Genomic DNA, 24155 nt, shown 5'->3' on the forward strand with positions numbered 1-24155 from the left:
AGCCTGATAAATCTTTTTTGATCAGGAGTAACTATGAAAAACATGATAGGAACAGCGATACTGACGCTGACTGTTGCTGCCTGCGGTGGAGGCTCCAGCGGAAGTTTAGCTACTACCACATCATCGTCAACATCGACCTCGACCTCCACATCGGTGACGGTGCCGGGTACTCCCGCAATTAGCCAGATCAAGGCCGGAGACGCTTCGTTGACGATCAATTTTAATCCACCATCCTCCAACGGCGGAGCGGCGATTACTAGTTATCTGGCGACATGCGTTGCTAACGGCAGTGCCAGAACTGCTAATGCGGTCAGTAGTCCGGTGTTGATTTCAGGATTGACGAATGGCACGACCTACACCTGCAATGTCGTTGCGACTAATTCGGCTGGTAATAGTCTGGCGTCGCCCAGCGTCAGCGCTAGTCCGGTGGCCAGTGTCGTCACGGGCGTTGATCCTGCCAAGCTCCCGGTCGGCGATGGCAAATTTACCCGTAGCGCACCAGCGGTTGGTTATGTCTACACGTGCTATTCTGCAGTCGGTAGTGGTGGCGCCACTTCTAAAGGACCGTGGTTTAATTCCGATGGTGTCACCTGGAGTTCTTTGAGCAAAATCAGTGTCCAGGGAGCAGTCAGCTGGGTATCGAGTTTTGCTGTCACTCTGGGTAGTAATCTGGGTATCAGCGGAAATGGTTTACCCTCAACACCGACCGGTAAATTTCCAATTGCGAGTACAGACCCGGCCTATGCTTATGACCGAAATCCTAATTCTATCCAGACGGCCACGATTGCCTGGGGCTTACCTGCTAATCCTACTGTGGCAGCAAGCCCAACGTGCACAGGCTTGGGCGCAATCGGTGTGTTGCTTGATGGTGCGCGTTTATACAACGCAGACGATGGGGCAAATCGTGACGCGGTTGCCTGGGAGGTACAAGATGCATGTCAGGGACATCCTGAGCGCACCGGTCAATACCATCATCACAGTATCAGTAGTTGTCTGAGCCAAAAAGATCAGGCAGGGCAGCATTCTCCTCTGGTCGGCTATATCGCGGATGGATTCGGTATCTATGGAAACCAAGGCGAAAATGGTAAGGCCATGACCAACGCTGATCTGGATGAATGTCACGGTCATACGCATGCGATCACGGTCAATGGCGTCACTGTCAATCAATATCATTATCACCAGACCAAAGAATTTCCTTATACCGTTGGCTGCTTCAAGGGAACTCCCGTCACTATTCATTGATGAGTGCGCTATGTCATGTACTTCTGATGCTCACACTACCCACACTAGCGTTGCTGTTGCTAGCTTGTTGCAACCGTTATCAATGAGCCGCATGCTGTTGTCTCGTTTCTTTTGTGCTCTGGGGTTGCTGCTGCTGGCAGTATTGGCGGCGGTTGTTCTGGCAGCGTATGTAACGGGTGCTTTCCATTTTCAACAGCATGCTTTGAATTATGATTCGCTGCCGTTTTACCACACCGCAGATTTTCAGCCGCGATGGGATAAATGGTCCTCATGGCAGCGTACGGCCAAGTTTGATTTGATCAATCAGCACGGAGAACCGTTGAGCCAGAATGTGTTGGAGAAAAGACCGAGTTTCGTAGGATTTTTCTATGCCGGATGTGTGAGTTTATGTCCCGTCTCGCTCGAAGTATTGCGCGAACTTAACCGGATCATAGTTGCGAGCGAAGCGGGAGTAAAACCACAATTTCTACTGCTCACAGTCAATCCTGAGTTGGATGGTGCAGGCCAGTTAGCCGATTATGCAAAGCGCCTTCAATTACCTGCGAACTGGTCTTTGCTGACCGGAAATCCCAAAGAGCTTGATCACTTTGCACACAGCCTTAAAACAGATATCCGTCTTAGAGAACGCAATGGCGAGCCTTTGCACGGAGGCCGGGTATTTTTGCTGGATACCGACAGACGAATTCGCGGCGTCTACGATGCTAGCAGCACGACTGAATTGTTGCGCATGCGCGCTGATCTTGAGCGATTGAACGTGGAAAAAGCAAACCAACAAATGTAGATGTTCCCCTTGGGTTAATCGCAAAACTGAAATGCAATCCGCATTATCCATGCGCCTCTCCAAGGCATATCGTGCCAAGAGGCGCATGGATAGTGCGGATTCCATTCTGAATTTTGTAATACTTTCAATACCGATCTTACTCAAAAACCGGATCAATCGTGAGTGGTGCAGTGGCGCTCAGGATTTGGCCTTGCTGTGACCAGGCGGCGAACTGGTAGGTGATGGATTTGTAATTGCCAGCGTTGGTGATGGCTGCGCCTTGCTTGTCGGTGACTTCTGCCCAGGTAGATGATTGTCCTGTGCTTTTGAATTTGAGTATGACGTCTGTCGCTGTGTGCAGGTAGGTGAATTTCACTCCGGTGCATTTTTTATTATTGATGCTGGTATCGCCGACGTAGTGCAGGTAGTCGAGTGCCTGATTGCAGGCGGTGCGTAAATCACTGGCGTCGTACAGACCGTCGGGGCGGCTGATGAGGGAGATCCAGGGTTGACGTGTATAGGCGTCGAGTTTGCGGTTTAACCGGAGTTCGGCATTTTCATCATAAGCCGTTTTCATCAAAGGAATGCTGGCGCGGCCGTAGGCATCCAGCGGCAGGTCGAGCTGGAGGCTGCGGCTGCGCAGACTGAGCGTCAGGTGCTCTGCGCTGACATTTTTTTCCTTGGGAATAAAGCGGTAATGCTGCTGGATGAAATTTTTGGGTTTGCCATATTTTTCAAACCAGATCATGGCGCGGTAGGTATTGCGGTAGCTGATCCATTCGCTTTCTTCGGACAATATCTGCTTACCTGCTAAGTCTGTCGGGCTTGCCACGCTTACCGTGCTCGTCGCACCCGCTGCGCCCGCGACCCCAATCACAGCAGGCGTCTGCGCAGCAGCCACTCCGCTGGTGAGCAGTAAAGTGAGGAGCAGGGAAGAGGTTGTCGTGATCATGGCTGGTATCAGAAACGATAAGCTAAACCGCTATGTATCGTCAGGTAATTGCGCTGACTGACCAGAGGGCTGCGGGCGGCACTGTTGGTCAGATGCACGGCAGAGACTCCTGAGGTCAGTAATACGCTGGCGCTGATTTCCCAGTTCCAGTTAACTCCCAGATGTACATCCTTTATTCCGGCGGATGCGCTGTAGTCTGTGCTGGTTTTATTCGTCGGTGAGAATCCTTCGCTGCCAGATCCGCTGAGCAGCAGCGTTGGCAAAATGCCGAAATATTTTTCAGTGTAGTCACGGTTCGCCCAGACGATTCCACCGGAGGTGGCAAGCGTATGGTGAGGGACAATTTGGCCAAATATTTTTTGCACATCAAGCTTCGCCATTAAACCGCCACCATTCGCATGGAGCAGGCTGGTGTTGAACCTGAGTTTGTCATTCAGGTAGTAATTGAAAAACCCACCAGCGTTGAGTGCGGCACTGATGTCGCTGCCACCGGCGGCTTTTTCCGCCTCACTGGCAGTGCGGCCGGGCTGATACTGTAGCAGCGGACCGAATTCTATCTCTGGGTTCGATGATAAATGCATGCCCGCCGTATAGGGATCCGCGATAAAAATCCCGTTACTCCATTGCATCTGCAGGATAGGCATCAGGGTCGCTTTGCGTTCCTGCCTGCCTTCGTAATTCGGCGCGGCAGCAACTGCCAGGCCGACAAAAATATCACGACTACCATCCGGCATCACATTAGCAGCGAGCGACTGGGCATATGATTGGCCGGATAGTGCGGTGAGTGCAATGAGCAAAAGTTTTTTCATGTCGGATCAGGTAATTCAAATCGCCTCAGGTAATACGGAAAGTGCACAATCCTGTGCGGTCACAGATCAGCACAGGATCGACATTGTAATGCCTGTAGCCAGTCTTATTGCACAGTGACCTCGATGAGGGCACTCAGGTCCGGATAATCGGTGCGTTGTACTTTGACGTGATAGACGCCGGGTTTTTGCGGTGCCGTGTAATACATACCGATTTCACCCAGACCAAAATCGGCGGGCAAAGGCAGATTAAAACTGCCGCCGTCGGCTTCGACCACACTCCAGGCAATCGGCTCTACCAGGTAGAACACGTTGGGAGCGTAGTTGATCGACGCACTGAAGTGGTAGCGGGCACCAGCGGTCAGTGTCAGTGTTTTTAGCGGGACTTTCAGTTCAGGGATGAAGTTGAAATTGCTGCTGGCTTCGACGGTGACAGTGGCCTGCACACTCAGGTTGGGAAAGTCGTCGCGCTGTACCTTGACGTGATACACGCCAGGTTTGGCAGGTGCCGTGTAGAGGCCGTTGATGTCGATGCTGCCGCCATCGGTTTCTACAACTTTCCAGCTTACAGGCTGGCGCAGGTAGTAGACATTTTTAGGATAGTTGATAGCGGCGCTGAAGCTCTGTGCTGTGCCGACGGCGAGTCTGACATTGGCTGGCTGGATTTCCAGGGTCGGTATAAAACTTGTGTCGGGGTTAGCGAGTGGTTGTCCTGTGGCTTCTGCTTTGGTTAGTAGGGTCAGGGTTTGCGTGAACTGCGCACTGCTCAATCTGGCTTTTAGTCCATCCAGCAATTTGTCTTGCGTATCGCCGCCATTGGGGTTGGCGCTGGTCGCAGGTTTCAGTGGGGTGCTGTAAAAATCTGCCAGTGTGCTTGTATCGACGATCCCTTTTAACGCGGTCGTGACATCGTTCTGCGCTGTCTTGATGCTGGTGCTGGTCACGTTTTTTGCGACACTGTTTGCATCGAAACTGGTGAATATCGTGCTCATGTCGGCGCGCATCAGACGCGTTGACAGCAATTCAGTCAACGGGGTGAGGTTCGCGGTATCGCCGGTGATGCTGATGGCATGTAGTTTGCGGCTGTCGGCTGGATTGGTGATTTCTAATACGCAGGGCAGCGTGCCATTCGGGACCGTCACTTTAAAACTGCCGTCGCTCCCTGTTTTACCTGTTCCTGTGCCGGTACGGCATTTGACACTGACATCGGTACTGGCGATGGCCATACCTGTTGCTGCGGTACCGCTGATGGTTGGCAGCGTTGTCTTGTTATCGCCAGCACTGTTGCCACCGCACGCGCTGAGCAGTAGGGGAATCATAAGAGCGCTCAATGCGCCAAATATACCAATACGGCGAACGACACTGTGATCGGGATGGCGACGGGATAGGTAGCTGGATTTCACTTGGAACGACTCCTGAATGAAGAAGGAAATAGAGGTTGAAATAGGGATTGAAGATAAACAATGGGCGTATGGTAGGCCTTGCGATCCAATAAATCCTCTCCGAAACGTCGCTGAATTGTCATGAATTTGTACAAGCCGGTTTAAGACGTTGTTTTGCGGATTTTGTGTCTGTACATGCAGGTGCCGACGCTTATACAATGCGGAGCTTGGAGGCGTTTATGTACAAACTGATGCTGGTCGAAGATGATGCGAAACTCGCGCAACTGGTCGTCGATTATTTACAAGAATATGAATTTACCGTTGATGTGGTAGAGCGTGGCGATACGGCCTTGGCCCGGTTTCAGCAAAGCCAGCCAGACATCGTGGTGCTTGATCTGATGCTGCCCGGGTTGGACGGCATGCTGGTCTGCCGCCAGATCCGCAATGTCAGTCAGGTGCCGCTGGTGATTTTGACGGCGCGTGAAGATACTTTTGATGAAGTATCCGGTCTGGAGCAGGGAGCCGACGATTACATCAATAAGCCGGTACAGCCGAGAGTCTTGCTGGCGAGATTACGGGCCTTATTACGTCGCCGTGCTGAACCTGCACAAACACCACAGACAGCGCAATCAATCACTGTAGCCAGAGAATTAGCCTTCGGCGCATTGAGCATCGCCAAGAGCGATCGTGTGGTGCGATGGCGCGGACAGACGGTGGTATTGACGAGTCCGGAATTCAAATTGCTGTTGCTGCTGGCCGAATCGGCGGGTACGGTACTGTCCCGTAATGACATCCTGAAAGCCATGCGCGGGATAGAATTTGATGGCATTGATCGCAGTATCGACAATACGATTTCGCGCTTGCGGCAGAAGTTTGATGACAGTGCTGCAGCCCGGATTAAAACAGTCTGGGGCGAGGGCTATCTATTCAGTCCCTCTGCCTGGGAATGAGTGCCATGAGCATCTCGTGTCTGCATCCGTCATGATCTGGCTCATACGATCATGAACCGGATTTTCTGGCGATTTGTCGTGCTGGTGTTGCTAGCGATTACGCTGGCGTCATTTGCTGTGTATTTCGCGATTAATCGCTTGTTTGGTGATCCGCTGGAAGAGATCGCCTTGCGCCAAGTTTCGGCTCAGATATTTTTGCTGGAACAATATGTGGATAAAGCTCCCACCGATGAATGGCTGCTGCGCCTGAATAAGGTCAGGGAAGTATCGAATCTCAACATAGACCTGATCCCTTTGCCGCAAGCGCAATCAGCGCTTGACGGTGATCAGCGTTACGCTTTGCAGCGCGGTGAAGTGGTGCTGGATATCGCCAGCAAATCTTTTTATCGTCGGGTTGACCTTAATGACAGTAAATACGCAGGCAGCGCTGGTGATGTGATTCATGCCAGGGACTTGCCGATTGACGTGGGTGTGGTCTTGAAGATGGAGGCGCTACGTTATGCCATTGTCGCGCTGTTTTTATTGTTGCCGATTGCGTTCTGGTCACGCTCGCATTGGCGCGGACTTCAGCAATTGTCTGGCGTGGCGGATGAGTTTGGTCAGGGCCATCTGAATACGCGGATTCAGCTTAGCGAAAGCTCCATCCTGTTCCCGCTGGCAGATTGTATGAACCAGATGGCGAGCCGCATTGATGTGCTGCTAGAGACGCATAAAAACTTACTTCACTCGGTATCGCATGAATTGCGCACGCCGATTGCCCGTCTGGAATTCGGTCTGGAGTTATTGCGTAATGCGCCGCAGGCAGTACAAGAAAAACGTATCGCGGCGATGGAAGATGATATTCATGAACTAAATGCGCTTGTGAATGAACTGCTGGATCTGACGAAGCTTGATCAGCAACATGCTCTGAAGCGTCAGCCATTTGCCATCGACGGTATGTTGCAGGATTGTTTGCATGCGATGGAACATCAATTGACAGATCAGGATATCAAGCTGGAACTCGCCAGTGATCTGGGTGAGTTGAACGGCGATCGCCGCTTGCTCGTGCGAGCCATGGGTAATCTGCTGAGCAATGCGACCAAGTATGGCAATGGTGTAATAAGACTATCCGCACAACGGTCTGGGACCGGTCAGATAACGATGACGGTCGAAGACAATGGACCTGGTATTCCCGTTGTTGAGCGTAGCAAGATTTTCGATGTGTTTTATCGGATTGACCGTAGCCGTGACCGGCATACCGGAGGCTTTGGCCTGGGGCTGGCGATCGTACAAAAGGCGATACAGCTGCACGGTGGCAGCGTCGTTGTAGAGGAATCCGCTTTGGGTGGCGCGAAATTTATTGTGTCCCTGCGGTGACGGTTGTCGCTGAGGATGACGATTCAACGAACCACAAAAACAAAGGCCGCATGATGCTGATGACTGCCTTGATTTATGGCCTCACCGCCTCACACGACCTTGATGTCTGTCAGCGATGTTCGCCTGACAGCTTAATCAAATACCTCAATCAAATTATTGACTGATTGCTTGCGTGCGTTGTTCCAACCAGGCCTTGGCTGCATCGGAGACACGTGGTGACAGGCGTTGCAGTACCGTTGCATGGTAGGCATTGAGCCAGTCAATTTCATCATCACGCATTAGTGACAGATCGATACAGCGCGTATCAATCGGGCACAGGGTCATGGTTTCAAATTTCAGATACTCGCCGAACTCACCCTGGTGGCCAGTGATATTCAGCATCAGGTTTTCGATACGCACACCCCATTTACCCGGACGATAAATGCCAGGCTCATTCGATGTGATCATTCCTGCTTCCATCGCGGTATGAGGTTCTGGCATCGCGCCGGAAATCGACTGAGGGCCTTCATGCACATTCAGGAAATAGCCGACACCATGACCCGTGCCATGACCGTAATTGATGCCTTCTGCCCAGATCGGCGCACGTGCCAGCGAATCGAGCATGGGAGACAATGTGCCGCGTGGGAATTGCGCGCGTGACAGATTGATCATGCCTTTTAACACCAGCGTGAAATCACGTTTTTGTTCGGCAGAAACGATACCAACAGGAACCACGCGTGTGATGTCTGTCGTACCGTTCAGATATTGGCCGCCAGAGTCGATTAGCAAAAGGCCGTTGCCTTCGATGACGGCGTGAGATTCAGGCAAGGCGCGGTAGTGCGGCATGGCGCCATTGCCATTGAAGCCGGCAATCGTACCGAAACTTGCCGAGACAAAATGTGGCTGACGGGCGCGGGCGGCGGTGATTTGCTCATCAATGGTGAGTTCAGTGATACGTTCTTTGCCGAGAGATGCTTCCAGCCAGCTAAAGAAGTCACACAGTGCTGCGCCGTCTTGTTCCATCGCTTCGCGCACGAATTGCGCTTCTTGCGGTGTCTTGCGCGATTTCGCAAAGACGGAGGGATTGATCGCTTCGATGACCTTGACCGACGCCGGTACCGATTGACGGAAACCGAACGTAATACGGCGCGGGTCGATTAATAAACTGCTGCCTGCAGGCAGTGCTGCCAATGCTCCGGATGCCTTGGCGTAATCTGCGATATAGACGCCGTCTTTTGCCAGTATCTCAACCAGTGCAGCGGGAACTTTGCCATTGGATACAAACAGCGCAGCACTGTCTTGGCTGATCAGGGCATGGCCGACGAACACCGGGTTGTAGCTTACATCAGAGCCGCGCAGGTTGAAGGTCCAGGCGATATCGTCCACGGTTGAAACGAAATGCCATTCGGCGGCTTTTGCACGCATTTGTTCGCGCACGAGCGCAAGTTTATCTTGACGGCTGACCACCGCATATGGTGCCAGATGTTCAAAGATCGCCGCTTGTGGCAAGGCCGGACGATCTGGCCAGATCTCTTGTAGCAGGTCTTTGCTAGTATCGAGCCGGGTACCATTGGCTTGCAAGGCTTGCTCCAGCAGGCGGGCTGTCGCCAGTCCTAAAACCGCGCCATCGACACCGACGGTCTGACCAGCTTGCATGGTTGCCGCTAGCCAGTCTATATGCAGGGTGGCCGCAGCCGATGCGATTTTCATCATCTGTATGCCGGTCGGTGCCAGCTCTTGTTCTGCTTGGCTCCAGTAGCGGCTATCGACCCACAGTCCAGCGAAATCCGCAGTCACGATCAGAGTGCCGACAGAGCCGGTGAATCCTGAAAAATGCTCACGACCTTGCCAGTGTCCCGGCAAATATTCAGACAGATGCGGATCTGCCGACGGAATGATGTAGGCATCCAGACCGGCGGTCTGCATGGCAGCGCGCAGTTGTACCAAGCGTGCAGGAATCGGTGAGGTGACGGCGGCTGGGCTGAGTGGACTGTTCATGTGAGCGACGCAATGTGAATGGTGAGTGAGGGTGGAGCGGAGTCGAGTGAGACAATAGCGAGCAACAGGGAATAAAAATCGAATAGATTGAATAGAAGCAAATTCAGACAAATGCAGGCAAATTGAGACAAATAAACGATGGTACTTCAGCTTTAATACAGGCAAGTACTAGCAAATAAAGATGTCAGTATATCGTAGATATATTTAATTCCGCGCCTGAAAAGCAATTTCCAAGTTTGTTCCGTATTTCTTTAAATACGGCGAATGAATCAGCTCAATTACGCAAATAACGACGCATGACATTCGGTGCGGGTTCATGCGGATTGGCGTGTGAGTATTCAAGCTCTGGTGCAACTTCGAATTGATAGGCAGCGTAAAGATCGAGCAGGCGCGGCTGATCGACCCGCACGCCAAGGCGCAATTCGTCTACATGTGCCGTCTGCGCTGCATGGATCACGGCTTCCAGCAGATGTTGCGACAGGCTCTGACCGCGAAATGCCGGTAAGACACCCATGCGCATGATTTCCCAGGTGCCGGAATCGGTATCAAGAGGCAGCCAGCGGACAGAGCCGATGGGTTCTTCCGCGGCCAGCAAAATGAAACCGCCACCTTGCATCAGATCGCCGGTGACGCGCTCGCTGTCTTCATGATGGCCTGTAGAGCCGGGGGCGACTTTGCCTGCCCAGCAAGCGCGGGTCAGATGCGCAATCAGTCGCGCATCGTCCATAGTCGCTTCTCTGACCACGATTTCCATGGCAGATTAACGTACCCGCATACCAGGTTCTGCACCCGGCCAGGCTTCGAGGATGTAAAGACCTGGGTTAGTTTTTTCATCGGCAGCAGACGCGGCTAGTACCATGCCTTCGGACATCCCGAATTTCATCTTGCGCGGTGCCAGATTAGCGACCATCACAGTGAATTTGCCGATCAGTTGTTCTGGCTGGTACGCAGATTTAATACCTGAAAACACATTGCGGGTGCGGCCTTCGCCGACATCCAGCGTCAGACGTAATAATTTGTCCGAACCATCGACATGTTCGCAGTTGACGATCTTGGCGATACGCAGATCGATTTTGGCAAAGTCGTCGATCTTGATTTCTGGCGCCAGTTCTTCAATGCTTGTGCTGCTGCCGGTTGCTGCGTCTGCTGCTGTCGTTGTTGCAGAGATCGCTGCCGCAACATCAGTAGGTGCATCGAACAATTGATCGAAAATTTTGATATCGACACGTTGCATCAGGTGGACATACGGCAGCACTTTATGCAGATGCGGCAACGGTGTAGCGACATCCGACCATTGCAACGGTGCGATCTGTAATTGTGCTTCGACCTGAGCGGCGAGCTGCGGCAACACCGGTTTCAGGAAAATCGTCAGAATACGGAATGCTTCCAGCAGGCGGCTACAAACTTCTTGCAGCTTTGCATCGTTCTCTGCCTGTTTGGCGAGTTCCCAAGGTTTATTTGCATCGACATAGGCATTGATGATGTCAGCCTGATCCATGATGGCACGCAAGGCTTTGCCGTAATCACGCGCTTCGTAATAAGCCTGAATATCTGACGAGACTTTGCGCAGCTGATTGATAAAGGTATCGTCCGCTGTCGCCCAGTCAGTGACTACTGCACCGTCAAAACGCTTGGTGATAAACCCTGCGGCACGGCTGGCGATATTCACATATTTGCCGATCAGATCCGCATTCACGCGAGCGACGAAATCTTCAGGATTCATATCCAGATCTTCGACCTTGGCATTGAGTTTGGCCGCGAAGTAATAGCGCAGCCATTCCGGATTCATGCCGATTTCCAGATAGCGTAAAGGTGAGATGCCGGTGCCACGGGATTTCGACATCTTTTCACCTGAGACGGTCACGAAACCATGCGCATACACATTATCCGGCGTTTTGTAGCCAGAGAATTTCAGCATCGCGGGCCAGAACAGCGTATGGAAGTAGGTGATGTCTTTGCCGATGAAATGAATCTGTTCTGTCGTCGGGTCTGCCATGAACGCGTCGAAGTCACGTCCGATTTTGCCAAAGTAATTTTTCAGAGATGCCAGATAACCGACCGGTGCATCCAGCCAGACATAAAAATATTTGCCCGGCTGATCAGGAATCTCGATGCCGAAGTAAGGCGCATCGCGACTGATGTCCCAGTCACCCAGACCGCCATCGCCCTCTAGCCATTCTTTGCATTTATTCGCGACTTCCGATTGCAAGCGATTGTCTTTGAGTGCCCATTCACGAAGGAACTCAACGCATTTGGTATCTGATAATTTGAAGAAAAAATGTTCCGACGATTTCATCACCGGCGTCGCGCCAGTCAATACGGAGTAGGGATTCTTGACTTCGGTTGGTGCATACACCGCACTGCAGACTTCGCAGGAATCGCCGTATTGATCCTTGGCACCGCATTTCGGGCATTCGCCTTTGATGTAGCGATCCGGCAGGAACATATTTTTGACAGGATCAAAAAACTGTTCGATCGTTTTTGTCGTAATGAATCCGGCAGCTTTCAGTTTGCGGTAAATGTCTTGCGAAAGCGCATGGTTTTCCGGACCGTCAGTGGAATGCCAGTTGTCAAAAGTGATATGAAAACCGTCCAGATACTGTTTGCGGCCCGCGGCAATCCGCGCGACGAATTCTTGCGGCGTGATACCCGCTTTTTCCGCTGCAATCATGATAGGCGCACCATGGGCATCGTCGGCACCGACGAAATGCACTTCGTTACCCGACATTCGCTGATGCCTGACCCAGATGTCAGCCTGGATGTATTCCATGATGTGGCCGAGGTGGAACGGTGCATTAGCGTAGGGAAGGGCGGTGGTAACGAACAGCTTGCGCATGGTTGATGGTCTTTTAATTAAACAAACAAGGGGGCATGTATTTTAACAGCGAAAGCAGAGACGGGACGAGGGAGTTGGAATCCTGTGCGCTGCGAGTCACGCTGAATTGCCGTGCTGTATCGTTTTTATAATCAGTCGTAATTGACTAATCCGCAATGCTGGTGGGCCTGACAGCCGATTTGTGTCTGGAGAAGCGCATGGATATTGCGGAGTCTGTTTTGGATTGCATGATATTAAGAAGCCGGGACTCACGTAAAAACTTGCTTGTACTACAGGGCTATACGGTTCTGATAAGCGTTTTGCGCTAGACTGGCGAAAATTCAATGGAGATTTGCATGACTGTTACAGTAGAAGATATTAAAACCGCTTTGTCCCTGGTGATAGACCCGAATACCAATAAAGACCTGGTTTCCTCCAGATCCGCAAAAAATATACAACTGGTTGGCACAGATGTCACGCTGGATGTTGAACTGGCGTATCCGGCCAAAAGTCAGATGGATCTGATTCGTCAAAGCGTGATCGCTGCCTTGCGTACCGTTGCTGGTGTTGGCAATGTCAGCGTCAATGTGTATGTCAAAATCGTTGCGCATGCAGTACAGCGCGGCGTGAAATTGATGCCGAATGTGAAAAATATCATTGCTGTTGCGTCTGGCAAAGGCGGCGTCGGCAAGTCAACGACCGCAGTGAACCTGGCGCTGGCGCTGGCTGCTGAAGGCGCTGCCGTGGGTATTCTCGATGCCGATATCTATGGCCCGTCACAGCCGATGATGATGGGCATCTCCGGTCGCCCAGAGACGATTGATGGCAAAACCATGGAACCTCTGGAAAACCATGGCCTGCAAGTGTCGAGCATCGGTTTCATGATTGATCCTGATGAACCTATGGTCTGGCGAGGTCCTATTGTGACGCAGGCCTTGCAGCAGTTGCTGGAGCAGACTAACTGGCGTGACCTCGATTATCTGATCGTCGATATGCCGCCAGGTACAGGCGACGTGCAACTGACTTTGTCACAAAAAGTCCCGGTCACAGGCGCCGTTATTGTGACCACGCCACAAGACATCGCTTTGCTTGATGCGCGCAAGGGCTTAAAAATGTTTGAAAAAGTCGGCATTCCTATTCTCGGCATTGTGGAGAATATGAGTACGCATATCTGTTCCAATTGCGGTCACGCTGAATCAATCTTCGGCGAAGGCGGCGGTCAAAAGATGTGTGCCGAATACGGGGTTGATTTCCTCGGCGGCCTGCCATTAACGATGGCAATCCGTGAACAGGCAGATTCTGGCAAGCCAACGGTGGTTGCTGATCCGGATGGCAAGATTGCGCTGATTTACAAAGAGATCGCCCGTAAACTAGCGATTAAAGTTGCGGAAAAAGCGAAAGATATGACCAGCAAATTTCCGACTATTACCGTACAAAATACTTGAAGCCTTGAACCCTCAAATTTTAGTGCAGACCCTGATGAATACGGACGATTGCTGAGATGAATGGCCTGCCTGATATTGACTACATGCAAATGGCGCTGGAGCTTGCTTCCCGCGCCACGATTGCTACGTCGCCCAATCCTAAAGTAGGCTGTGTCATTGTCAAAGACGGGCAGCTTATCGGTCAAGGCTGGACTCAACCCGTTGGGCAGGCACATGCTGAGGTGCAGGCATTGCGTGATGCGTCAGCGCGGGGGCTGGATGTGCGTGGTGCGACTGCATATGTAACGCTGGAACCTTGCAGCCATTTTGGACGTACGCCGCCCTGTGCAAATGCCTTGATTGACGCTGGTATTGCCAGGGTCGTCGCCGCGGTGCAGGATGCCAATCCGCAAGTCGCAGGGCGTGGGTTACATACGCTCCGTGAAGCGGGAGTTCAGGTTGAGTCCGGCTTGCTGGCGCAGCAGGCAAGGGAAATGAATATCGGTTTTTTTAAACGCATGGAAACCGGCAAGCCTTGGGTGCGGATGAAAGTCGCTGCCAGCCTGGATGGCAGGACGGCCTTACCGAATGGCGAAAGTAAATGGATTACAGCCAGTGATGCGCGCGACGACGGCCATCTGTGGCGCGCTCGTGCCGATGCAATTTTGACCGGCATAGGTACTGTGCTGGCGGATAATCCGCAGATGACTGTGCGTGCTGTCACGACACCGCGACAGCCGCTGAAGATCGTGGTTGATTCGCAATTGCGCATATCACCGGATGCCGTATTGCTAGAGGATGGCAGTACCATTCTGGTCAGTGCGAAAGAGGTGGATTCGGGGTTTTTGAGCAGGCGGCAGGCGCTTGTCGAGAAGGGCGCAGAGATTTTGCATTTGCCAGACGCCGATGCGCACGTGGATTTATCCGCCTTGCTTCTGGAGTTGGGGCGCAGGCAGATCAACGAGTTACATGTCGAGGCCGGTGCCACGCTCAATGGCGCCCTAATTGATCAGAGCTGCGTAGACGAATTACTGATCTATCTGTCGCCTAAAATACTCGGTGATGGCGCGGGTCTTTTTCAACTTCCTGAGCTTAAAAAAATCGCAGAGGCGAAGCAAGTAAAATTTCATCAGGTCACGCAGATTGGCGATACTCTCAGGATATTGGCGCGCTTCTGAATCTGCTTCGTGTCAAACTTCTGCGGAGCTAGTCGGGCTTAGGATGCGGCGGCCGGGCGTGATGTCCATTGTTTAAAACTTTGCTTGCTGATGATGTTGAACTTGGTAAAAATGACTGAAATTTTCGCATTCAGCGTGGCATCAGCAGGCATCCAACGCCCTTGTTCATCTGTACCGAAATTGACTGAATACGTCATGCTTTTTGCCATCGGAATGCCGTCCAGATCGTAATCGACTTTGATCGGTTTTCCGCTGGCTTCTTCAACCAGGACCTTGGCTTTAAACGATAATTTCTTCTGTTTTCCTTTAACCAGGAAAATGATGCAGTTCCTGTTATCGACAGTAATTTTTTCTGTACGTTCCACCTCGCCATTGAATAAGGCGTAGTCAGGATGTTCTGCAATATTCAGCGGAAATTTGACATTCGCAAGACCGCTTTTTTGTGCTTCTGTCAGCCAGATCACGTCCCATACAGGTTGCCCGTCTTTCCAACCGCTCAACCTCAGCTTTTTGTGCGTTACTTCCTGACTCTGATTGTCGCTATCCAATACTTCTGTATCGGTAACAACCTCGCCAGCCACATAGGCCTGATTCGCTTGTGTGATGCTTAAGGCGCGGCTCCATAGAGGATCTACACTGCCAGCTGCAAAACTCAGAGGCGAAGAGAGGAGAATGAGCGAAACGAGGAGGCGTCGTAACATAGGAATAAGCTCACAAGAATGTGGACGACGAAGAAGACGTGACCGCAAAATAAAAAAAGGACCATCAAGCAAAACTCGATGATCCTTCTAAATTGGTCGGAGTACAAGGATTCGAACCTTGGACCCCCTGGTCCCAAACCAGGTGCGCTACCGGACTGCGCCACACTCCGAAACTTACATTAATTCATTACTAGTCAATTTTCATTGCTGCGACGAATTTAAAACTTAATTCATTTAAACAATTTACTACTACAGTTTAAATTGAAAAAAGACCGTAGGATAATTAAACCTGACGGTCTTTTAAAATCTGGTCGGAGTACAAGGATTCGAACCTTGGACCCCCTGGTCCCAAACCAGGTGCGCTACCGGACTGCGCCACACTCCGAAGACCAAGATAGTATCCCGCTGCAGCCAGGATGTCAACACCTTTGTCACACTTGCGCTCTGTGATTTAGTCGTGCTAACCCGTGTGCAGACTAGAGAAAGTCTCAGAGATTATAGAGATTGCGCACTATCGAATTGCCTATATTCACCGTTAATCGGGTCGGTGAAGGCGATAGATTTTGCTAGTAATTGTAGTGGGGCCGAAAAATCATCGCCTCTGCATGGCAGGGCGACCGGATAAAACGTATCGTTTACGATCGGCGCTCCCAGGCTTGCTAAATGCACGCGTAATTGATGCCGTTTTCCTGTTAGCGGTTTTAATTCATATAAATCGTTGATGCCGCGGCGTTCAATGATCGCGATACGGGTTTCGGAATTGGTTTGCCCTTCGACTTCTCGCATGACAAAGAATTGCTCTGCGTCTTCCATCCGGCTTCGGCGAATCAGTGGGAAAATTTGATCCGGCAAGTGCGGTGCTAAAGCATGATAGGTTTTATGAACACGCCTCTGCTGAAATAGTGTCTGATAAGCTCCCCGCGTTGCAGGGGTTGGCGAAAATATAATCACGCCGGCGGTTTCGCGATCTAATCGGTGTATCGGCGTCAGGTATTGATTACCTGTTTGTTTTTTTAAGCGTACCAGTAAGGTCTCTTGTAGAAAACGGCCTCCCGGTGTTACCGGCAAAAAATGAGGTTTATCGACAACGAGCAAATGCTCATCGTGATACAAAATGACTTCAGAAAAAGGGATCGGTGTTTCATCCTCGATTTCTCGATAGTAGAAAACACACATGCCGCGTTTCACCGGACTATTCGCCTGCAAGACGGAGCCATGTTGATCGACGACCTCTCGTCTCTCTATCCGAGATAACCATCGCTGAGCGCTGACATCGGGAAATTGGCTAGTCAGAAAGTCTAGTAAGTCTGACCATTGACCTTCGGGTAGCCAGAGATAACTCGGCATGACGCCATGACGTATCGGGAGCGGTAAAGCAGGCGGGATATGGGGATTTTTTTGCATCAAGGGTGCTTGTGCTTTGACCTGAATTTATTTGGTAATGGTAACACTTTAAACATGGTCGGTGATTTGGTGTTGTAGTCAGAATGCAGCTGTACTGGTTCGTGTCTGTCCGGGAGTATTTGCATTTAATTCCACTAATTCGTACCCCTGACTCCTATGTAGATAGCTCCCGGCTGGTTAGAATTTTCGCATTAGCTTTATTGAGGCAGGTGAAGGCGGTAAAATGCTGATTTTAACTTTTACCGTTTTGCCATGAGTTTGATGAGTATGGCAAACACTTCACTTAATGAGCAGCCCCGTGTCAACTATTCCAAATACCTCCGCGCCCGTCCGCACCCGTTTTGCACCTAGTCCTACCGGCTATCTTCATGTAGGCGGTGCGCGCACAGCCTTGTTTAGCTGGGCTTTTGCCCGTCATTTTGGTGGTGTCTTTGTCTTGCGCATTGAGGATACGGATCTGGAGCGTTCAACGCCCGAGGCAGTGCAGGCAATTTTGGACGGTATGAACTGGTTGGGTTTACAACACGATGAAGGTCCGTTTTATCAAATGCAAAGAATGGATCGCTATCGCGAAGTGCTTGCGACAATGCTGGCAGAGGGTACCGCTTATCATTGTTACTCGTCACCAGAGGAAGTCGAGGCTATGCGTGAGCGTCAACGTGCCAGTGGTGAGAAGCCGCGTTATGATGGCACCTGGCGTCCAGAGTCTGGCAAGACTTTGCCAGAGATCCCGGCAGATCGTAAGCCCGTTATTCGTTTCAAAAATCCTCTGGATGGCGAGGTAAGCTGGCTGGACGTCGTTAAGGGACAAATCACCATCGGTAATCGCGAGCTTGACGATCTGGTCATCGCGAGACCTGATGGCACGCCGACGTATAATTTTTGTGTGGCGGTCGATGATTGGGATATGCAAATTACTCATGTGATTCGCGGTGATGATCATGTGAACAATACGCCACGCCAGATCAATATTTTGAACGCTTTGGGCGCGAGCCTGCCGCATTATGGCCATGTCCCGATGATTCTTGGCACGGATGGACAAAAGCTCTCGAAGCGCCGTGATGCCGTCAGCGTCATGGATTATCTGGATAAAGGTTATTTGCCGGAGGCTATGTTGAATTACCTCGCGCGTCTGGGCTGGAGTCATGGCGATGAGGAGATTTTTTCGATGGAACAAATGTGTAGCTGGTTTGATCTGAACCATTTATCGAGTTCGCCAGCACAATTCAATCCCGAGAAACTTGCCTGGATTAATAATCACTACATTAAAGCTGCGGACAATACGCGCCTCGCAAATTTGGTTCGTGCACAAATGGAAAAAGATGGTGCGCAATTTGAGCATGCGCCTGAGCTGCCGGCGGTGATCGCTTTAATGAAAGAGCGGACTAATACGACGAAGGAATTAGCCGAGGCGTCGATGCTGTTCTACCGCCAACCCAATGCCGATGCCGTATTGCGTCAACAGCATATTACTGAGGCAGTGCTGCCAGCACTCGCGCGTTACGCTACTGCGTGCAAAACGGTGGAGTGGAACAAGGCAGCGTTGTCGGCAATGATGAAGGAAACGTTGGCTCAGTATTCCTTAAAGATGCCGCAACTCGCCATGCCTTTACGTCTTCTGCTTACCGGGCAGTTGCAAACGCCATCCATCGATGCTGTCGTAGAGCTATTTGGACGCGATGTTGTACTTCAGCGCTTAAGTTCTGTCGCGCAGTAAAATTTAGAGAAGGCAACCAAAGGGGCTTTACATAGTATGGCCTTGCCCCTATAATCTCGTTTCTGTTCTGGGGGTGTAGCTCAGTTGGTAGAGCGCTTGCATGGCATGCAAGAGGTCAGCGGTTCGATTCCGCTCACCTCCACCAGCAATTAGTTTTTGAAGTAAGTTGGCTAGTGTAGAAAAATGCACTTGCCAAAATCAAGAAAAGTAGTATATAATTTTGGTCTTGCTTGATTGCGAAACACAGAATTAAGTAAAAAAAGTACAGGTCAGTAACAAGGACAGATCATTGTCCCCATCGTCTAGAGGCCTAGGACATCACCCTTTCACGGTGAGTACAGGGGTTCGAATCCCCTTGGGGACGCCAGCTTGTATTAATGAATATCTGATAGATATTCATTAATGAAAAAGTAAAAACAAAAGCCGCTTAATGCGGCTTTTGTTTTTTTATTTCCTCCGCTTTAATCCGCTCTCAAAATTTGCGTCTCTTTTTGCATCTCTTGTCTGGCTTCGGACTATTTGATTCTTATCCAATGTTGTAGTGCGAACGCTACTCAGCACTACTTCAATTTTAAATAACTTCTATTTGTGGCACTCAACGCAACAAACTTGTAAGTGTAGGTATGTGCCTATTCAATGAGGCTCCTGTATTTTCACTATTCTGAACAGACCTGACGAATACATGATCTGGGGCTCAATAAAAACCAGCGGCAACTGACTCGATCTGAATGCATACCGATTCAAATTGACCTCAAATGGATTTCATGAAAGTGGTCCTTCGACTGATTTTCTTGAATCCGATGATTAAAAGTTCCCGTAGAAGATTGTGCGATCTCGCATTTACTTTATAAGGAAACGATCATGCGCAAATTCAATTACGCTTTTATCTTCGCGGCAGCAATGGCGGCAACTGCACTAAGCAATGCAGCTGATGTCATGGTGGGTGGTCAGAGTATGCTGGCAAGCAAGGACATCGTCGACAATGCGGTGAATTCTGCCGATCACACAACATTAGTCGCCGCAGTCAAAGCCGCAGGTCTGGTTGATACATTGAAGAGTAAAGGTCCATTCACGGTGTTTGCGCCGACGAATGCCGCATTTGCTAAGCTACCAGCCGGGACGGTAGAAACTTTGGTGAAGCCGGAAAACAAGGCAACGCTGACTAAAATTCTGACCTACCATGTAGTGCCAGGCAAGCATGATTTTATGAGTATTGCCGCTCAGATTAAAAAGCAAGGTGGTGTTGCAGAAATGGATACCGTAAGCGGTGGTAAATTGAAATTCATGATGAATGGTTCACATAATATTGCCGTCAAAGACGAGAGTGGCAATGTCGCCAACATCAGTACCTACGATGTGTATCAGTCTAATGGCGTGATCAATGTTATTGATACCGTATTGATGCCTAAGTAGTTTGCCCTAGCTTGTAAGACCTCGACGTCCAAAAAAACACCGGATGATTTGTCCGGTGTTTTTACGTCAGGCGCTTCATACTAAGCGCATATTGTCATCGCTGACTAATTGCGAACGTGCGGAGTTATTTAATTCTTTGCTTTTCCAGCTTACGTGCCAGTGTGCGCCGATGCATGCCCAATCGTCTGGCTGTTTCAGAGATATTAAAATCGGTTTCTGCCAGAACCTCATGAATTCTTTCCCATTCCAGGTTTTTGATCGATGTAGAACGATTCGTCAGTTCCACTTCAGCTGCGCCAGCAATATGACCGAAAGCTGCTTCAATATCGTCGGTATTTGATGGCTTGGACAGATATTGACAGGCACCTAATTTGACGGCCTCAACAGCAGTCGCAATACTAGCAAATCCTGTGAGCACCACAATCAACATCGCAGGATTGTGATGGTGCAATAGCTGAACGCAAGCTAGACCGGATGAATGGCCGTTGAGTTTGAGATCTACTACCGCGTATGCCGGTGTATAAGTTTTTAATAACTGTTGAGCATCTTCAAAACTGGTGGCATGCAGCACCATATACTGGCGTCGCTCAAATGAACGCGTCAGAGTTTTTGCGAATGCGGTATCGTCTTCAATAATAAGCAGTTGACGATTATCGGACATAAATTCTTCCAGTTTTTTTAAAGCATGATCGCTGAGAGCGGCAGGGTAAGTTCGACTACCGCTCCTCCCTCGGTACGGTTGTGTACACGCATACTGCCACCTAATTTTCGTGCCACATTCGTTACAAAAAATAGTCCTAATCCGCTGCCTGGTTGTGCTTTCGTTGATTGATAAGGTTCTCCGATTCTGGGTAGTATCGAGGGCGAAAATCCATGGCCAGAATCGGTGACTGTGAAGATCAGCATGTCGTTTTGCCGCTTAATTTCGAATCGTAACCAATCTGGTGATGCTTCTAATGCGTTATCTAGAACGTTATAGAGCATTTGCTTTAACGCGGTATCAAAAACGATGGCGATATCGTTACCGATATTGTTGAGAAACTCAAAACCGACAGGATGCCGGGTAGCCGTGAATTCCTGCACTATTTCATTTAAAAAGGTCGTCATTGTGGTTTTGACCGCAGACTCTCCACGTGCTTCGCCGGCAGAGAGTAAGATGCCGCTCACGATACTTTTACAGCGCTGCAGCTGAGTTTGCATTTCGCTGATTTCTTCGATTAGTTCGGTATTTTTGCTTAATTCAGGCATTCGTTTCCAGTCGCCGAGAATGACTGACAGAGTGGCGAGTGGCGTGCCTAATTCATGAGCTGCACCGGATGCTAATAGCCCCATGCGGACAATATGGTTTTCTTCAGCCGATTGCTGACGCAGATCGGCGAGTTGAATATCCCGAGCCTGAAGGTTGCGTGAAATACGTTGAATAAAAAATACTAAGAGTGCGGCATTCAACACAAAACAAATAATCATGCCTGCGATATAAAGTTTTGACAGTCCGCCATTTTCTGCAACCGGGAGGGGTAGGGGAATAGAAAAAGCGGAAAGACCTACCAGGCACGCGCTGGAGATCATCGCAATGATCCAGCTCGACCATGCCTCCAGCAAGACGGCACTTAATATGACCTGTAAGAGATACAGCAGACAAAAGGGATTGGTCGTTCCGCCACTCAGATACAGCTGCGCGGTCAAGCTGGCAACATCGACCAGCAGCGCAAACAATAACTCACCGTTACTCACGACTGAGCGCTCGTGCCACCGCAGATGACTGGCGATATTGAAGGCAATTAAGCAGATCAGCACGAACAGCATTTTTAAAATCGGCAAATAGATATTGAATTCGACACTGACGATAAAAATAGTCGATAGTTGTCCCAATACCGCCATCCAGCGTAACTGAATGAGTTGCAGCATATTTTTATGACCCGCGGAGTTTTCGTACTCTTTGGCGATGGCTTGTTGAGTTTCCTTGACTCTTGGTTTTTCAGACAAGCCGATGTAATTGATCATGCAGATGATGCTCCACAGAGATTGGTTGTCGCCCGGCGGCATTCAATGATTTTACTAGCTCGACACTGAATCACCATGATTACTTTTCTGGCGAATCAGAATGAAACAAGCGAAGCAGGTCATCAGTGCCAGCAGGTACCAGACGATTGCATAGACCAGGTGGTTATTATGAAATTGAATGACGGTTAAACCACCTGCAGGAGTTGCGCCCGGTACTGTATTGGCAAATGCTTTTGCCTCCGGCGTCGCATCCATGTCAATGAAATAAGGAGCAACATGGCTCATCGCAAACGAGGCCGCCATTGCTGCGACATCGCGGGAATACCAGCGACGTTCTGTCGGTTTGTTTGCGCGTAAAAAAGTACCGTCCGGTTCGCTGATTCTTAGTAGTCCCGTGACTACGATTTTATTTGAAGAGGAACTCTGGTCGCTTGCTATCTTGATGGACGCCGAAGAATTTTTTACAGATTCCTGTTGCCAGATTGCAGCATTTTTTTCCGACACAAAACCACGATTGATAAGAACGACGCATTCTTTACTGATCTCGAACGGTGTGATGACCCAGTAGCCGCGACCGAGTTCCGTGGAGGCGAGTACGAGAATGTTGCGTGTTGTGTTTGAACCGACAAAGTTACCGCTCACACGGACATGCCGATATTCGTCGGATTGGGCTGTGATCGTTGATGCCGTGTTACAGCCGGGGGCATCTTGTGCAGGCGCATGAACGCGCTGTTCTACTCTTTGTGTCAGGTCCAGTTTCCACTGTAAGCGATATATCTGCCAAGTTCCTAATGCTATAAATCCAAGTGTTATTGCGACGAGGATACATAAGATCCACCACCTCCAAGCGCCGGATGAAGATGATGGATTTCTCTTTATCGTAAATCCGTCGCTTGGTGCTGCCGAGAGTGACTCGATAAGACTCATGGCATAGGGCGCATAGTCTTCATATCATCTGCTGACTGCTTAGGTATAGCCGGTGGCGCTACCGGACTGACCACAGACTCCGGCTTAGTTTCTTGCATGGTGTCGTGCATCATGCCAGGCATCATATTGTGATTTAAGTGGTACATCACCCATAGCGAACCGCTCATCATAATGAAGACTAGCATGCCGGTGAACAGCAGCGCTAGCATTGACCAGCCACCTTCGGACCTGGTATTCATGTGCAGAAAATATACCATATGCACCACGATCTGTACTGCCGCAAATCCCAGGAGAATAAATCCAGTCGTACTTGATTTATCAAAAACCTTGCCCATGACTAACCAGAATGGGATTGCCGTCAAAATTACTGCCAGGATAAATCCTGTGGCATAGCTTTTCAGACTGCCGTGATCGGCATGCATGTGACCATGTTCATGATGCTCGTCGTGATGACCGCTGCTGCCGTGGGCATGCGCCATGTGTTCTTGGTTTGCGCTCATGGCAAGACTCCCATCAAATAGACAAAGGTAAATACGCCGATCCAGACCACATCAAGAAAATGCCAGAACATCGACAGGCACATCAATCTTCTGCCGTTTTCTGGGGTAAGGCCATGACGACCGATCTGAAACATCAATGTAATCAGCCAGACAATACCGAAGGTGACGTGCAGACCATGTGTACCAACTAAGGCGAAGAACGAGGTCAGGAAGCCGCTACGCTGAGGACCGGCGCCTTCATGGATCAGATGCACAAATTCATACAGCTCAAAGCCAATAAAACAGGCTCCAAGCAAACCGGTAATGGCAAGCCAGGTCAATGTAGCGGAAACACGCTTACGCTGCATTTCCAACATGGCAAAGCCATAGGTGATCGATGACAACAACAGTAAGGACGTGTTGACCGCAACTAGCGGCAGGTCAAATAGTTCTGCGCCTGTTGGGCCACCTGCATAGTTACGACCGAGTACCGCATAAGTCGCAAACAGGCAGGCGAAGATCAGGCAGTCGCTCATCAGGTAGAGCCAGAAGCCGAGCAAAGTGCCGTTTTCCGGATGATACTCTTTGACATAGAAGTCACTGCTGGCATGCATGCTTGCGTGTGAAGTTACACTGGTGTTCAAGTTTGTGTCCTCGTTTGGAAAAGT

The 24155-nt window shown here is 50.2% G+C and carries 21 protein-coding genes and 4 tRNA genes; 10 read left to right on the plus strand and 15 right to left on the minus strand.

The window, feature by feature from the left end; translation table 11 throughout:
- Nucleotides 1–33 precede the first annotated feature (33 nt).
- Both ACO0K3_RS14840 and ACO0K3_RS14845 read left to right on the plus strand, forming a co-directional pair.
- The gene (locus tag ACO0K3_RS14840; RefSeq protein ID WP_422985869.1) at nt 34–1242 is read left to right on the plus strand and encodes a YHYH protein; all 1209 of its coding nucleotides are present in this window, start codon (nt 34–36) and stop codon (nt 1240–1242) included.
- Nucleotides 1243–1252: 10 nt separating this feature from the next.
- Nucleotides 1253–2023 (plus strand): SCO family protein, encoded by a 771-nt coding sequence (locus tag ACO0K3_RS14845; RefSeq protein WP_422985871.1) that lies wholly within the window; start codon nt 1253–1255, stop codon nt 2021–2023.
- A 136-nt stretch (nt 2024–2159) separates the two neighbouring features.
- Here the strand turns inward: ACO0K3_RS14845 and ACO0K3_RS14850 are convergent, their stop codons facing one another.
- From ACO0K3_RS14850 to ACO0K3_RS14860, 3 genes are all read right to left on the minus strand, one after another.
- Nucleotides 2160–2954: a hypothetical protein gene (locus tag ACO0K3_RS14850; protein WP_422985873.1), complete on the minus strand. Its 795-nt coding sequence runs from the start codon at nt 2952–2954 to the stop codon at nt 2160–2162.
- An 8-nt stretch (nt 2955–2962) separates the two neighbouring features.
- Entirely contained in the window at nt 2963–3763 is an 801-nt protein-coding gene (locus ACO0K3_RS14855) for a MipA/OmpV family protein (protein WP_422985875.1), read from the minus strand.
- 104 nt (nt 3764–3867) lie between these two features.
- Nucleotides 3868–5163 (minus strand): hypothetical protein, encoded by a 1296-nt coding sequence (locus ACO0K3_RS14860; RefSeq protein WP_422985877.1) that lies wholly within the window; start codon nt 5161–5163, stop codon nt 3868–3870.
- 218 nt (nt 5164–5381) lie between these two features.
- Here ACO0K3_RS14860 and ACO0K3_RS14865 point away from each other — a divergent pair, with 218 nt between their 5' ends.
- Both ACO0K3_RS14865 and ACO0K3_RS14870 read left to right on the plus strand, forming a co-directional pair.
- The gene (locus ACO0K3_RS14865; RefSeq protein WP_422985879.1) at nt 5382–6092 is read left to right on the plus strand and encodes a response regulator; all 711 of its coding nucleotides are present in this window, start codon (nt 5382–5384) and stop codon (nt 6090–6092) included.
- A 51-nt stretch (nt 6093–6143) separates the two neighbouring features.
- Entirely contained in the window at nt 6144–7448 is a 1305-nt protein-coding gene (locus tag ACO0K3_RS14870) for an ATP-binding protein (RefSeq protein WP_422985881.1), read from the plus strand.
- 153 nt (nt 7449–7601) lie between these two features.
- On the opposite strand, the gene ACO0K3_RS14875 is transcribed toward ACO0K3_RS14870, so the two are convergent.
- The 3 genes from ACO0K3_RS14875 to metG form a co-directional block, all read right to left on the minus strand.
- The gene (locus ACO0K3_RS14875) at nt 7602–9425 is read right to left on the minus strand and encodes an aminopeptidase P family protein (protein ID WP_422985883.1); all 1824 of its coding nucleotides are present in this window, start codon (nt 9423–9425) and stop codon (nt 7602–7604) included.
- 274 nt (nt 9426–9699) lie between these two features.
- Complete coding sequence (locus tag ACO0K3_RS14880; RefSeq protein WP_422985885.1) at nt 9700–10179, minus strand: GNAT family N-acetyltransferase; 480 nt, start codon at nt 10177–10179, stop codon at nt 9700–9702.
- A 6-nt stretch (nt 10180–10185) separates the two neighbouring features.
- Nucleotides 10186–12261, minus strand: a complete 2076-nt coding sequence (gene metG / locus ACO0K3_RS14885; RefSeq protein WP_422985887.1) for a methionine--tRNA ligase — start codon at nt 12259–12261, stop codon at nt 10186–10188.
- 335 nt (nt 12262–12596) lie between these two features.
- Here metG and apbC point away from each other — a divergent pair, with 335 nt between their 5' ends.
- Both apbC and ribD read left to right on the plus strand, forming a co-directional pair.
- Nucleotides 12597–13685, plus strand: coding sequence for an iron-sulfur cluster carrier protein ApbC (gene apbC, locus ACO0K3_RS14890; RefSeq protein ID WP_422985889.1), 1089 nt, complete (start codon nt 12597–12599; stop codon nt 13683–13685).
- A gap of 56 nt (nt 13686–13741) precedes the next feature.
- On the plus strand, nt 13742–14842 hold the full coding sequence (ribD, locus tag ACO0K3_RS14895; protein WP_422985891.1) for a bifunctional diaminohydroxyphosphoribosylaminopyrimidine deaminase/5-amino-6-(5-phosphoribosylamino)uracil reductase RibD: 1101 nt from the start codon (nt 13742–13744) through the stop codon (nt 14840–14842).
- Between the two features lie 38 nt (nt 14843–14880).
- On the opposite strand, the gene ACO0K3_RS14900 is transcribed toward ribD, so the two are convergent.
- From ACO0K3_RS14900 to ACO0K3_RS14915, 4 genes are all read right to left on the minus strand, one after another.
- A complete protein-coding gene (locus ACO0K3_RS14900; RefSeq protein ID WP_422985893.1) occupies nt 14881–15543 on the minus strand; it encodes a hypothetical protein in 663 nt (220 codons plus the stop codon).
- Between the two features lie 93 nt (nt 15544–15636).
- Nucleotides 15637–15713, minus strand: a tRNA-Pro gene (locus tag ACO0K3_RS14905).
- Nucleotides 15714–15851: 138 nt separating this feature from the next.
- Nucleotides 15852–15928, minus strand: a tRNA-Pro gene (locus ACO0K3_RS14910).
- Nucleotides 15929–16038: 110 nt separating this feature from the next.
- A complete protein-coding gene (locus ACO0K3_RS14915; protein WP_422985895.1) occupies nt 16039–16947 on the minus strand; it encodes a pseudouridine synthase in 909 nt (302 codons plus the stop codon).
- A gap of 298 nt (nt 16948–17245) precedes the next feature.
- On the opposite strand from ACO0K3_RS14915, the gene gltX reads away from it, so the two are divergent.
- The 4 genes from gltX (at nt 17246) to ACO0K3_RS14935 (ending at nt 20077) form a co-directional block, all read left to right on the plus strand.
- A complete protein-coding gene (gene gltX, locus ACO0K3_RS14920; protein ID WP_422985897.1) occupies nt 17246–18664 on the plus strand; it encodes a glutamate--tRNA ligase in 1419 nt (472 codons plus the stop codon).
- A gap of 69 nt (nt 18665–18733) precedes the next feature.
- A tRNA-Ala gene (locus ACO0K3_RS14925) sits at nt 18734–18809 on the plus strand.
- A 146-nt stretch (nt 18810–18955) separates the two neighbouring features.
- Nucleotides 18956–19031 (plus strand) — tRNA-Glu (locus ACO0K3_RS14930).
- Between the two features lie 494 nt (nt 19032–19525).
- On the plus strand, nt 19526–20077 hold the full coding sequence (locus ACO0K3_RS14935; protein ID WP_422985899.1) for a fasciclin domain-containing protein: 552 nt from the start codon (nt 19526–19528) through the stop codon (nt 20075–20077).
- A 124-nt stretch (nt 20078–20201) separates the two neighbouring features.
- Here the strand turns inward: ACO0K3_RS14935 and ACO0K3_RS14940 are convergent, their stop codons facing one another.
- Genes ACO0K3_RS14940 through cyoC form a run of 5 tightly spaced genes read right to left on the minus strand, consistent with a single transcriptional unit; the run spans nt 20202 to nt 24101 of the window.
- Nucleotides 20202–20738, minus strand: a complete 537-nt coding sequence (locus tag ACO0K3_RS14940) for a response regulator transcription factor (RefSeq protein WP_422985901.1) — start codon at nt 20736–20738, stop codon at nt 20202–20204.
- A gap of 17 nt (nt 20739–20755) precedes the next feature.
- Complete coding sequence (locus tag ACO0K3_RS14945; RefSeq protein WP_422985903.1) at nt 20756–22081, minus strand: ATP-binding protein; 1326 nt, start codon at nt 22079–22081, stop codon at nt 20756–20758.
- A 54-nt stretch (nt 22082–22135) separates the two neighbouring features.
- Nucleotides 22136–23008 (minus strand): SURF1 family protein, encoded by an 873-nt coding sequence (locus tag ACO0K3_RS14950; RefSeq protein ID WP_422985905.1) that lies wholly within the window; start codon nt 23006–23008, stop codon nt 22136–22138.
- The gene (gene cyoD / locus ACO0K3_RS14955; RefSeq protein ID WP_422985907.1) at nt 23005–23508 is read right to left on the minus strand and encodes a cytochrome o ubiquinol oxidase subunit IV; all 504 of its coding nucleotides are present in this window, start codon (nt 23506–23508) and stop codon (nt 23005–23007) included. The genes ACO0K3_RS14950 and cyoD overlap by 4 nt, the downstream gene beginning before the upstream one ends.
- Nucleotides 23505–24101, minus strand: coding sequence for a cytochrome o ubiquinol oxidase subunit III (cyoC, locus tag ACO0K3_RS14960; RefSeq protein ID WP_422985975.1), 597 nt, complete (start codon nt 24099–24101; stop codon nt 23505–23507). Before cyoC ends, cyoD begins: the two co-directional genes overlap by 4 nt.
- Nucleotides 24102–24155 lie beyond the last annotated feature (54 nt).

The sequence above is a fragment of the Undibacterium sp. Rencai35W genome (assembly GCF_049340185.1).
Taxonomy (GTDB): domain Bacteria; phylum Pseudomonadota; class Gammaproteobacteria; order Burkholderiales; family Burkholderiaceae_D; genus Undibacterium.